Raw genomic sequence first — 11162 nt, 5'->3', positions numbered from 1 at the left:
ACCCGCGCCAACAGGCGTAAACACAAACCCGGCTCCGGTCGCCGTTGGATGAAAGTTCAGTGGCAGGTCATGGTCCACAAGATCGGCGGCACGAACCTAGACGTTAAAAAGTGCATCTCGGGTGCCAGATTGCAACCGACGTTCTTGATGGCCGACGTTGAGATCGTTGCCTCATATAAGCTGTTCAATATTTGTCGAAGCAAGCTCGAGCAGCTTATTCACTGCATTTTCGGATCTGCGCAGATAGACATTACGGTCTACGATCGTTTCGGCCGCCCCGTGATGCCAGGCGAGTTATTTCTCGTGCCGTTATTCTTCATCGACGAGGCCGTTGAGAGAATTAAGAATGGATCAATTGGCCGCTACCGATATGATCCCGCTAAGGCTAAGCTTGCGGCGTCCTGAAGTGGCGCTAATACTTCAGCAGGCGGAAGTCATTACGCGAGCGTGAGGGTGGTCCGGCGAAAGCGCGCTGTGGTCACAGGCGAGGCGTCTCTAAAGCGTCGCGGATGGGCCAGGCTCGATTCCGACCTTGTTTTGCTCCTCGATCATCGCCTCGACCCCCGCCCTGATCCTGGTGAAGAACCGTGCCATGACCGGGTCCGTGATTTCGCCGGTGGCCTTATCGCGGAGGGCGTCCATCTGCCGGTCGAGGAGTTCGAGGTGGGCCACTGCCGCCTCCCGGAAGATCTTCTGAAGTTCCAGACCCCGGCGATACCGCTTACGGGCTTCTTCTGCCTCAAGCCGAGCCACGGCCGCGACTTCCTCATCTCGCCGCGCGCTGCGCAACGCGCCGCTGATCGACATCACGACCTTCCCGAGGCGCGCCGCAAGCTGCCTGAGCGGGCGAGAGGCGGTGTCAAACAGGCCCGGGGTCGAGCCGACCGGAGCGCCGGCGTTATCAACGCGAAGGGTTCCGGCCTCGGCCTCGACAGCGATCCGCTCCAGCGTCCGGAGTGCGTGACTGAACTTTGCCGTTGCGGTGGCGATGATGGTCTCTGCCTGCTCCTTCGCCGCGAGGGTGATCCTGTCGGCCTCGGCCTGCGCGGCCTGCGTAATCTCTGCTGCGGCCTTGCGCGCGGACTGCTCGGCTGCAGCATTGCTCTCCCGTGCCAGTCGTGCCGCCTCGGTACGCGCCGTTGCCTCGGCCGCCCCGGCGGCTTCCATTGCGGCGACGGCCTCGGCCTTGGCGGCCCTCTGATCCTGCAACGCCACGGCCTCCGCCTTCGCATCGCGCAGCATGTTCGCGCGAACGGCCCGGAGGGTGACAAGGTCAGCCTCGTGCGATGCCCTGGTCGCCTCCATGCGTGAGATGACCTCGGCCAGGGCGGCCTGAGTGGTCTGTAGTTCGGCGTTCCGGTCTGCGAGCCGCTTGGCGTAGGTCCTGATCCGCTTGGCGACCTGAGCCCTCCGGGCGGCATCCACGCTGGCCTTCTCGAGGTCCGTCTGCGCCTTCGCGAGGTATCCGTCCATCTCGTCCACGCGGTCTTCGTTGGCGGCGACCTCAGCGCGCAGTTCGGCCAGCCGGGGCTCGAGCGCCGCAAGTTCGTCCCTTACGGCGGCGACGCGGGCCTTGAGGGCCGCGGCGTCGCCTTCCAGCCGCTGCACAAGCTCGCGGCCTGCCGCCACCTCTGCCGCGGCCTCGGCCAGATCATAGGGCAGGTCGTGGTGCAGCTGCTTCACGCTCCGGTGGAGGACCTCGCGGAACTCGGCGCCCTTGGCGAGGCGCTCGCCGTAGCGGCGGCCGCGCTCGATGCCGGGGCAATGGCGATTCATGATCTCGGCGGTCAGGTCCTGAAGTTCCGAGAAGATCCCCGGCCGGGTGCGCTGCGACAGGGGATGGCCGTCATGGGTATAGCCGACCAGCTCGAAATGGGCGTGGATCGTCGTCTCGTCGAGATGCACGGTCAGGCCGGACACCGAGGTGTTCAGTCGATCCGCCGCAGCCTGCACGAGATCCCGGAACGCGGCGTCCTGCTGGGCGGGGGAAAGTCGGTCGAACATCACCGCCGCCTCGGAGCCGAAGGTGACGATCCCGGTCATGGCGATCGAGACGGTGCGAGACATCGCGCGCTCCGTCTCGCGTTGTGAGCGCCGCTCCTTGCAGATATCCCGAACCTCGCAGACGCGGGGATAGGGGATCAGCACCCGGTTCAGGTCGAGCCTCTCAGGATGGACATACCCGGGCAGCTTGCCCTTCCGCAGATCATGGCCGCGCTGGTAATACAGCCGCGAGGCATTGCGGGTCTCGAGGCGGATCGAGGCGGCGCGGGGGTTTGACCTGCGGGGATCGTTCGCCGGCACGAAGCTGTGGGTCATCAGCATGGGTTTGCCTCTTCGGTGGAACCTACTAGCATCAGGCCCCCGTCACGCTGCGCGCGACGGTGTCCTGATGCTCTCCGGCGAAGAGGGGATCCGGGCCTGGCGGCTCTTCTCCCCTCTTTCGAAACACCCCAGAACCGGCGGCCCGAGGGCCACCGACATGAGTCCGCCGGAACGGCGGACAGGCGAGGTGTCAGGCATCTGGAACGGGTCTGCGCGTGATCCCTGCCGGCCGGGTGGGCCGGGCGGACCGCCAGGGCGGCGGCGGGGGATCGCGGGATGCGAGGACTGTTCATCCCCGATTCGATAGCGGCGCGGACTGAAAGTCCAAAGCATGATCGCCAAAAAAAAGTTGGCCGGGTCTTGGGGAGGGGCTATCCCGTGCTCAGGTGGTCCCCGGCCCTTCGCCCGACGACGGCTCCAACCGTGCGGCCTCCCGGTGCTGCCTGGTTCGATCGACACAGTTTCCTGTGTCGCCTTCGTCTCCCTTCAACGTGCCGCCCCCTCGTCCCTCCACCCTGCCGCCTAGTCCTTCCTTGCCTTCCCTCAGCGCTCCCTCCTTCCCTGTTTCTTTTCCCTTCATTCATCCCTCCCCACCCCGGCTGGCGTCAGCCACGGGGGGCCGGAGGATCCTGCGTCTCCGCCCGCCCTCCGCGGCCGGATCAGCGCAGGATCCTCAACCTCTGCCGCAAGGATCGCCCCGTCTCCTTCAGTTCACCTTTGCCCGCGCATTGATCTCCTCGGCCCGATCGACCAGGCGTCGCACCGCGCGCAGGCTGCGCGGCGGATGCTGCCTGAGGTGATCGCTCAGCAGCCGGAACACCGGATCTCCGGCGTCTCCTTCGGCCCAAAGCCGCCCGTCTCCCATCCGCTGCAGCGTCCCCGCGTATTCCGCCGGCGTTGGCGTGCGACAGTCCACCACCTGGCAGCGATCGAGCAGCGGCTGCGGCAAGTGGCCATGCGCGTTGGTGGTCATCACCCACGTCACCCGGCTCATGTCGAAGCCCACGCGCAGATAGGGGTCCGTCCAGTTCTGCGCGGTCACGGGCTCGATCAGCGACATCAGCGCCGGGATCAGGCCAGCCATGGTCCCGCCGCCGGCGGTGGTCATCGTCTCGCGGGCGAGCCCGATCTCGTCGATGATAACCACGGGGTTGGCGATCCGCTCGGTGAGGAGTCAGCATGCCGATCCCGGCGCTGCCCCAGCCGCGCTCGACCCCGACCAGGGAGAAGGCCCCGGACTGCGCCGCGCCGACGTCGATCTGGATGACCGGCACCCCGAGCAGCTCCGCCACATGCCGCGCCCAGGCCGACTTGCCGATCCCCGGCGGGCCGGAGAGGATCATCGGCGCCGCCCCGGCCAAGCCCGGCCCCTGCGCGGTGCGGCACCGCAGCTCCTTCATCACGCGGCACGAGGCGGCCGCCATCCAAGGGGCGCGGTCATGCAGGGCGGCGACGATCTCGTCGGCCTCGTGCGCGTTCACAAAGGCGGCCCGGCCCCCACGGGTGAGCGCGGTCAATTGCGGGCCGAAGCGGCTTTTGTTCGGCAGAGCCTCCAGCCTTGCATCGCGGCGTTCGACGAAGCGCCGGGCGCGGACCTGGACGCGCCGCGTGTCGGTCACGGACAGCGGGGAGGGCCCATCGGCCGGCTCGAACCACGCTTCGATCTCGGGATCCGGGTCGGGCGCGGGGCGCCTCGCGCGCAGACATTCGAGAAAGTCCGTCAGCCGCTCGGTGACGGCGCGGAGGTCGGCCGAGGTCGTCGGCCAGTTACCCGTCAGGACACGGGCAGGATGCAGGGTGGGCATGAGAGATCGCCTTCGGCTCGGTCCACAGGTCGCGCGGCAGACACCGCCGGACCCGGCACAGCCAGGGCTGCGCGAGGATCAGGCGGCGCAGGTCGCGCGTATGAGGAGCGATCTCGTCATGCGTTCATCATACCGGAGAACCTTTTCTGCCTCAAGGATCCTCTGGCAGGTCTCCGCCTTACATCACCCGGGGAAGTCTCTCGAGCGCCGCCAGCTTGATCGCCAGGGGGGCGGCTTCACCATAGACCTCGTCTTCGATGTCCTCTCCTGCATGGCCCAGGAGATCGAGGCGGACCCATTTCTCGACACCGGCACGACGCAGCTGGTCGGTGACGTAATGGCGAAGGCTGTGAAAGGACTTCCCCTGCCGCGCGTCGCCCAACTGGTCGTCCAGAACGTTTCGCCACCTGTGGTCGATGCTGTCGCCAAGGTTGGCGAGCTTGGCCTTCCGGCGCAGGTCCGGGAACAGATTGCCCGATCCCACCCGTTCGCGCTGGTCGAGCAGGCCCAGCTCCATCAGGTGAGGATGCACCGGGACTGTCCGGCGGGAGGTTGCGTTCTTCAGCCCCCGGTTGGCGTTCTCGCGAATGTCGAAGAGCCAGATGCCGTCCTCCTGCCGCAGATCCTTAACCTCAAGCCCCGCGATCTCCTCGCGCCGGGCGCCGGTGTAGGCTGCGATGAGCGGCAGCCAGTAGAGTGGGTCGCGGATGATCACACTGCCCGGCACCCGTCTTCGGCCTTCAGAGTGGCAGCCCTGCCAGACCGGAGCCGCGAAGATGCGGCGCACCTCGTCCGGCGAGAACGACAGCCGCTTGTCGCGGGCCCGGACCCGGTCCCGTTCGCGCAGCATGGTCAGGTCGATCGGTGCCACCGGCAATCCTTCGGCGCGAGCCTGAGCGAGGAGCTGGCCGAGATGGCCGAGGGTGCGGTTCACCGTCGCGGGGCTTAGGCCGATCCTGCGCTCCGGGTTATCCTTGGCGGAGGCAAGGATCTCGGGAATGGTCATGGCCTGCTCGCGCGGGCTTTTGCGGTAGTCGGCGGGGATTTCGGCGAGGACCTCGCGGAAACGGGCGCAGTCGGCCTGCCGCAGGCGGGTTACGTCGGAGACGCCGGTCGCCTCGGTGAACAGGGCAGCGAGCTTGCGGAGTTGAACCGCCTCCTTCTCCTGCATCCCGGCCCGCAGCTTGCGGCGGATCAGTCGTTCGGCCACCACCGGAAGGGTCGCGTCGAAGCCAGAGTCGGGGTCGGGACTGTCGGGCGCGGACGACGAAGCGGGAGCCAGCGGTGCTGCCGGCACGGGTCGAATGACCGGTTCAGTTTCACGCGTTGCCGACGAGCCAGTATCCTTCGGCTCCGAAAAGGAGCCTTGAGGACCTTCAGGATCCGCCAACGGATCCGGGCGAGATCCCGACGAAGGACTCGGCGCAGGACCTCCCCTGCCGGGTCCTAAGGATCCCTCTGCCGCAGAAGGCATCTTCGCCAGGGCGAGCACCCGCTCCGCGTCGTTCTCCCGCGTCTGCGTCGCCACTTGGTCCTGCGCCAGATACGCCGCCGCCCGGCCGCGCAGATAGAGCTGGCGCGCCTGCATCCACGCCAGCGGCTCGACGTCCTCCAGCCCCGTGACGGTCCGCAGGTCCCGCTGCAGCCCCCGCTCTGTCACCTCCAGTTGGTCGCGAATCTGGTCCATGTCGCGCGCGACCCCCGCCCGCTCGTGCTCGTTCAGCCCGGCGCCAGCCAGCGCGGCCTCATGGTCCCCGGCAACGGCACCGAGGCCGTCCTGCGCCAGGATCTGCAGCGCATGGCCGTGGACGAGGTGGTTGCGGCGCTCGACCCGCGACCGGCCGGGCGTTTCGTCGTTCGCGAAGACCGCGTCGAGCTTGGCGATCTTCGCCAGCTCGCGCTGGACCACATGATCCAGCCACAGCTTCGCCTGCGCTACCGTCAACCCGTCCACCGCCATCCTGTCGAAAACCTCGTTGCTCTCGGCGGTCACGATGCCGCCGACTCGCCGCGCTGTCCACGGGCAGGCGCTCCGCAGGCTGACCTGCACCGCCCCGCCCCCCGGCAGACGCCGCCGCCAGGCATAGGTCGCCCTTCGCCGGATCACATAGTTGCACACGCCCATCGCCGTCCCCTCGCGAGAAGGGCGCGGGCTCCTGATGGACAGCCGCGATGGACAATTGTCCATCAGCGGCAGATGCCGCGGCGAAAATCGCCTGATTTCAACGCTTTAGGAAAGACTGGCTGGGGCGGTAGGATTCGATGCGCACAGCAGGTTTATCAAGTCAGATCAACGCGTTGCTGGGAAAGATTCTTAGCCAAAAAGCGGTTGTCACGAGCTGTTGTTTGCAGATCTCCGAGATCAAGTCAACGGCCGCTGGTGAAGTTAGCACCGATGCACATTCAGCTAAGACCAGAGCCGGCGATCCCTTGCGCGCTGCTCCCCCATAAAGCTGTATGGGTTCCGTCTCCAGTTTCTGAGGTCGGCATAGATGTCTTGTGCCGGCCCACAGCGGCCGTCCAGCCCCGCCGAATGCTGTGCGACGACATCCCAGCAAGCAGCCGTTCAGAGCGCAAGCAGCGAAGCTGCTCGTCGCCACTGAAGTTGTGCGAAGAGAAGTATGGGTGTTTCTTGCCCGTCATCGGAGAACAGGCTTGAAGCGGATATGATGCCCGTTTAAACCTCACGGAGTGGGTGTCATACCCGTTTCTTTGCGGCAATAGGGCATCATACCCATTCAGGAGCTTAGCGATCATGTTCCCTGCTGGGCGGGTGCAGAAATTGACAGGCCTGACCGCCAATCAGCTACGGGAGTGGTCTCATCGGCGCGATCTCGTTCCACCCGATATCGAGGCCGGCGGTCCGGGTCGGCCTGCGCTCTATAGCTGGCAAACAGTCTTGCTGCTGCGCATTGCTGTGGTTCTGCGCGAGCGGTTCAGGATTGAGTTGCAGGCGCACAAGGAGCTGCTCCACGCGCTGCACGAACTTCTTTCGGGCGTGCCCTTTCCGGCGCTACGGGGCGGCGTTCTAGCGTTGCGAGCCATGGAGCATGGCGAGCTCCTCTCTGAAGGCATGGCTCGTATCAGTGTGGGTGATCCAGATACCTTGTTTCTGCATCTTGACCCACATCTGAATGTGCTCGAAGTGGAATTCGCGCCCCAAGATCAGAGCGGGCAGCTTCCGCTGTTTCGCGCGGTGCGGATCCGATGAGCGTGCTTGCCTCGATCGAGCGGGGGCTCCTGGACTTGGGCTATAGCGCCGACGCGCTGCACCGCGCCTATAGCTTCGCGGACGTCCTCGATTCCGCTGCGAAGACGCGCACCGTTGTGCTGGCCGCTTTCACCCAGACGCCGGAATCCTTCCGGTCCGCGGCCTTCGGGGTTGTCGAAGGCGAGCCCGACAGTGCTGCCGCAGTGATGGCCAATCGCGCCTTAGGCGCACCCATCTTCTTTTCGATCGACAGTAGGGATGTTGGCGTCTGGGCAGTTGGCGCCCAGGCGCCACGCCTGCTTGAGCGAGTTTCTGTCGATCAGCTAGCCGACCTGTTTGGCCGTTATCGCGATAGCTGGACTCCGCAGGCACTCCACCGCGCCAAGTCGCTCGAGCTGCCGCGTGGTCCGATCCAAGTTGATTTCATCGATCTGGGGCTGTTGCCCGCGATCGAGCAGGAAGTTCAGTACAAGCTCCATCGGACCATGGCGGAAGTGCTCGATCTACTTCTGCCCTCTGACGCCGGACAAGAAGGGCAGAAGGATGCTTTCCGGCTGACCTTCCGCTTGCTTGCGGCCAAAATCTTGATTGATCGAGAGCATCCGGCCGCTGCGGACTGGGCGCACGACGATGCCAGTGCCGTCCTTAGCGGTATCCAAGGCTATTATGGCCTTGGCCTCCTCGGCAGCGACGTTGCCGAGGTATCTGCCGAAAATATTGTTGCTGCGTGGGCGCGCCTTCGGTCGTCGATCACGCTACGGAATATTTCATCTGACAGCTTGGCATTCGTTTACGAAAATACGCTCGTCACGGCCGATACCCGCAAGCTCTTCGGGACACATAGCACGCCCCGTCCCTTGGCTGAGTATGTGCTGAGTCAGCTCGATCTTTCGCGCTGCAAGCCGGAAACAGTGCGGATTGCTGAACCTTTCGCTGGCGCGGGAATTTTCCTGGTCGCTGCGCTTCGCGAACTGCGCGACCTGCTGCCGCCGGATTGGCCTGCCGAACGACGCCATCATTTCCTGGTTGAGCGCCTGGTGGGGGCGGAACTCGACGCATTCGCATGCGAGGTGGCGACGCTCTCGCTGATCCTGGCCGATTATCCCAATGCGAATGGCTGGCACATCAGCTCAACCGATCTTTTCAAAGTTGGCGCCCTCAGCGCTTTCCTCGAAGGTGCGACGATCATCTTATGCAATCCACCGTTCGAGGATTTCACGGTGGAGGAGCGGCAGGACTATCCGGAAGCCTTCGCCGTTTCGCCGTCAAAGGCGATGGTCGCGCTTCATGCTGCGATTGATGCCTGTCCAGAGGCACTGGGGTTTGTGCTGCCACGGGGTGTCCTGCAACAGGCCAAATATCGAAACCTTCGTAGCCGTCTTGCTGCCGCCTACGCCAGAGTCGAATTGGTTTCGCTCCCGGATCGCATCTTCGAAAAGGCAACATATCCTTGCGCGCTTGTGATCGCATCTGATCGCCGACAGGTAGCAACTGTTGCCAAGCCGGTCCGACTTATTGCCAAGACGGTGACGGACGCTGGTAGAGCGCAATTTCTTACGGATGGTGTTGTTACATCTCGGCGCGAGGCAATTCGTCCAACCTCGGAAGGCGTTTTGTGGGTCGGAGAACTAGACGCGATCTGGTCTTACCTCGCCGAGGTTCCGCGACTGGGCGATCATGTGGAGATTTTTCGTGGACTCCAGTGGCGGTCGCAGCGCACGGGCGTGCATGATGAGCCGGGCCCGAAGCGTGAGCGAGGACTCTACAGGCCCGCTGACAGCCTGATCCCGTTCCATTTGATGAGTTCGGTGTGGCTCAGCACGGATCCTGGACTCAATCTCTATCCAGGACCGCTGACCCGCGCATGGGACAAACCCAAGGTTCTGATCAACAACCAGCGCTCGTCGCGGGGCCCATGGCGGCTCGCGGCGGCGGCGGATGACAGTGGACTGTGGGCGTCGCAGCAATTCACTGGGCTCTGGCCTACTGGTGACTATGACATCCGAGCGCTAGCTGCGATCCTAAACGGGCCGCTCGCTAATGCTTTCGTCACTGAACATTCGACCGATCATGATTTCACTAACGTCATGCTCGGCAGTATACCGCTTCCACGCAAATTGGATATGATTACGCTCGGTGCGGCCGTGCGGGAATATGAAGCTCTTATTGATGAGAAGGGCCATGCCGTGCTCGTCGGCAATGAGTATGATTCGCGTCTTGATCGCTTGCTCGTCTTGATCGATGCACTTGTGCTTGACGGTTATGATCTGCCGCCACGTCTTGAACGTCAGCTATTTTCCTATTTCGAAGGTCGTAAGCGACCGGTTCAGCATACTTTCTCTGGCTGGCTGCCGGTGAACCTGAAGGGATATGTGCCCCTTTACGAATGGCTGACCCGAGATCATGCATCCAACCATGGCGCTTGGGTGCTCGATGTGTTCAAGCCCGCGCCAGATGAAGAGAATGATGCTCTCGCCCGGTTCCTTTTCTGATGGAGCAGATCCTTCTCGATACCAATTTTGTGTCCGTTCTGTTTGATCCGCGCCGACCCAGCTTTGCGGCGGTCCACGGACGGGCGCAGGCCTTTGCCCAAAGCGACCTCGTCTATCTCTCATCCATCGTTCTTGCCGAACTGCGCTTTGGGATGGAAGCAGCCCAGCGTGCCAGACAGGACGTCTCCCATATCCGTCACACGCTCACTCAGGCGTAAGCGTCCGTCCTGGCCGCCCTGCCGCGGGGTGAGAGGGGCGGATAGTGTCCACCATCGATAGTGGACACTATGGTGATGGGGTGGCGCGTCGGACGAAGCGGCTTTGGACGGACGAGGAGAAGCGGTCGATCTGTTTCCAGACGACGGCGCCAGGCGTTTCCGTGGCTCAGGTGGCGCGGCGCTACGCGGTGAACGCCAACCTGATCTTCAAGTGGCTGCGCGATCCCCGTTATGCGCCGGACCCCGCCTTGGTTGCGCCCCCAGCAGAGGAGGCGCGGTTTCTTCCCGTAGAGATCGTCGCGGAGACCAGGTCTGCCCCGGCGGCACCTGCCGCCGAGAACCACATCGAGATCGAGCTTGCAGGCGGGCACCGGATGCGGATCAGCGGCAGCTATGATCCCGAGGCATTGGCGCGGCTGATACGGGGGCTCTCGGCGTGATCCCGGTTCCGGTCAACACGCGGGTCTGGCTGGCGGCGGGCGTCACCGACATGCGGAAGGGCTTTTCGGCGCTCGCGGCACAGGCCGAAGCGGTTCTGAAGCAGGACCCGTTCGCCGGACATATCTTCGTGTTCCGGGGCCGTCAGGGTGATCTGGTCAAGGTCATCTGGTGGGACGGCCAAGGGGCCTGCATGTTCATGAAGCGGCTGGAGAAGGGCCGCTTCGTCTGGCCCTCGGCCAAGGAGGGCAAGGTGGCTTTGTCGCCTGCGCAACTGTCGATGCTGCTGGAGGGCATCGACTGGCGGGCCCCGGAACGGACGTGGCGGCCTCTGGCGGCGGGATAGTCCACAGGACCTGTAATCAATGATTCCCACAAGGAATCCCGTGGGATAAACTTCCCGCATGCTCGATCAGACCCTGGCCCTGCCGGAAGACCCAGAGGAGCTGCGCAGCTTCACCGCGCGGCTCTTGGCCGAGGTGAAGGCCCAGGCGATCCTGATCGAGAAGCTGCGGCACCAGTTGGCAGGGCACCGCGCCCACCGGTTCGGGGCATCGTCGGAGACGGCAGAACAGCTTCAACTGGCGCTGGAGAGCAGCGAGATCGCTGCTGCCGGCAGTGTCCCGGGTGGTGGTGTAGGAGGCCGCGCGCGGAGCCTTCGGCGTAGCGCAGC

At 64.3% G+C, this 11162-nt stretch carries 10 protein-coding genes and 1 pseudogene; 7 read left to right on the top strand and 4 right to left on the bottom strand.

Annotated elements, in window-relative coordinates; all coding sequences use genetic code 11:
• Positions 1-405, top strand: a 405-nt coding sequence (locus ACFHYO_RS14740) for a GIY-YIG nuclease family protein (protein ID WP_394321384.1), incomplete at its 5' end; no start/stop codon positions are given.
• Positions 406-495: 90 nt separating this feature from the next.
• On the opposite strand, the gene ACFHYO_RS14735 is transcribed toward ACFHYO_RS14740, so the two are convergent.
• From ACFHYO_RS14735 to ACFHYO_RS14720, 4 genes and pseudogenes are all read right to left on the bottom strand, one after another.
• On the bottom strand, positions 496-2325 hold the full coding sequence (locus ACFHYO_RS14735; protein ID WP_394321383.1) for a plasmid recombination protein: 1830 nt from the start codon (positions 2323-2325) through the stop codon (positions 496-498).
• Between the two features lie 706 nt (positions 2326-3031).
• A complete protein-coding gene (locus ACFHYO_RS14730) occupies positions 3032-3472 on the bottom strand; it encodes a P-loop NTPase family protein (RefSeq protein ID WP_394321381.1) in 441 nt (146 codons plus the stop codon).
• 103 nt (positions 3473-3575) lie between these two features.
• A pseudogene (locus tag ACFHYO_RS14725) lies at positions 3576-3668 on the bottom strand (AAA family ATPase); the annotation flags it as partial.
• Between the two features lie 640 nt (positions 3669-4308).
• A complete protein-coding gene (locus tag ACFHYO_RS14720) occupies positions 4309-6255 on the bottom strand; it encodes a tyrosine-type recombinase/integrase (protein WP_394321379.1) in 1947 nt (648 codons plus the stop codon).
• Between the two features lie 630 nt (positions 6256-6885).
• Here ACFHYO_RS14720 and ACFHYO_RS14715 point away from each other — a divergent pair.
• The 6 genes from ACFHYO_RS14715 to ACFHYO_RS14690 form a co-directional block, all read left to right on the top strand.
• Complete coding sequence (locus tag ACFHYO_RS14715; RefSeq protein ID WP_394321378.1) at positions 6886-7341, top strand: MerR family transcriptional regulator; 456 nt, start codon at positions 6886-6888, stop codon at positions 7339-7341.
• Positions 7338-9833 (top strand): DNA methyltransferase, encoded by a 2496-nt coding sequence (locus tag ACFHYO_RS14710; RefSeq protein ID WP_394321376.1) that lies wholly within the window; start codon positions 7338-7340, stop codon positions 9831-9833. Before ACFHYO_RS14715 ends, ACFHYO_RS14710 begins: the two co-directional genes overlap by 4 nt.
• A complete protein-coding gene (locus tag ACFHYO_RS14705) occupies positions 9833-10051 on the top strand; it encodes a PIN domain-containing protein (RefSeq protein ID WP_394321374.1) in 219 nt (72 codons plus the stop codon). The genes ACFHYO_RS14710 and ACFHYO_RS14705 overlap by 1 nt, the downstream gene beginning before the upstream one ends.
• Before the next feature lie 44 nt (positions 10052-10095).
• Complete coding sequence (gene tnpA / locus ACFHYO_RS14700) at positions 10096-10491, top strand: IS66-like element accessory protein TnpA (protein WP_394321373.1); 396 nt, start codon at positions 10096-10098, stop codon at positions 10489-10491.
• The gene (gene tnpB, locus ACFHYO_RS14695) at positions 10488-10835 is read left to right on the top strand and encodes an IS66 family insertion sequence element accessory protein TnpB (protein WP_394321371.1); all 348 of its coding nucleotides are present in this window, start codon (positions 10488-10490) and stop codon (positions 10833-10835) included. The genes tnpA and tnpB overlap by 4 nt, the downstream gene beginning before the upstream one ends.
• A gap of 58 nt (positions 10836-10893) precedes the next feature.
• Positions 10894-11162: IS66 family transposase (locus ACFHYO_RS14690; protein ID WP_446728970.1), on the top strand; the 269-nt coding region annotated here is incomplete at its 3' end.

Origin of the sequence: Paracoccus panacisoli (assembly GCF_042435015.1) — a bacterium.
Taxonomy (GTDB): domain Bacteria; phylum Pseudomonadota; class Alphaproteobacteria; order Rhodobacterales; family Rhodobacteraceae; genus Paracoccus; species Paracoccus panacisoli.
The sequence above is the reverse complement of the archived record's forward strand: the minus strand, read 5'-3'. Positions and strand labels throughout refer to the sequence as shown.

Bases quoted from the DNA above. Each gene is read 5' to 3' on its own strand.
- ACFHYO_RS14735 (WP_394321383.1), bottom strand. From the start codon at position 2,325: ATGCTGATGACCCACAGCTTCGTGCCGGCGAACGATCCCCGCAGGTCA.
- ACFHYO_RS14715 (WP_394321378.1), top strand. From the start codon at position 6,886: ATGTTCCCTGCTGGGCGGGTGCAGAAATTGACAGGCCTGACCGCCAAT.
- ACFHYO_RS14705 (WP_394321374.1), top strand. From the start codon at position 9,833: ATGGAGCAGATCCTTCTCGATACCAATTTTGTGTCCGTTCTGTTTGAT.
- ACFHYO_RS14720 (WP_394321379.1), bottom strand. From the start codon at position 6,255: ATGGGCGTGTGCAACTATGTGATCCGGCGAAGGGCGACCTATGCCTGG.
- ACFHYO_RS14710 (WP_394321376.1), top strand. From the start codon at position 7,338: ATGAGCGTGCTTGCCTCGATCGAGCGGGGGCTCCTGGACTTGGGCTAT.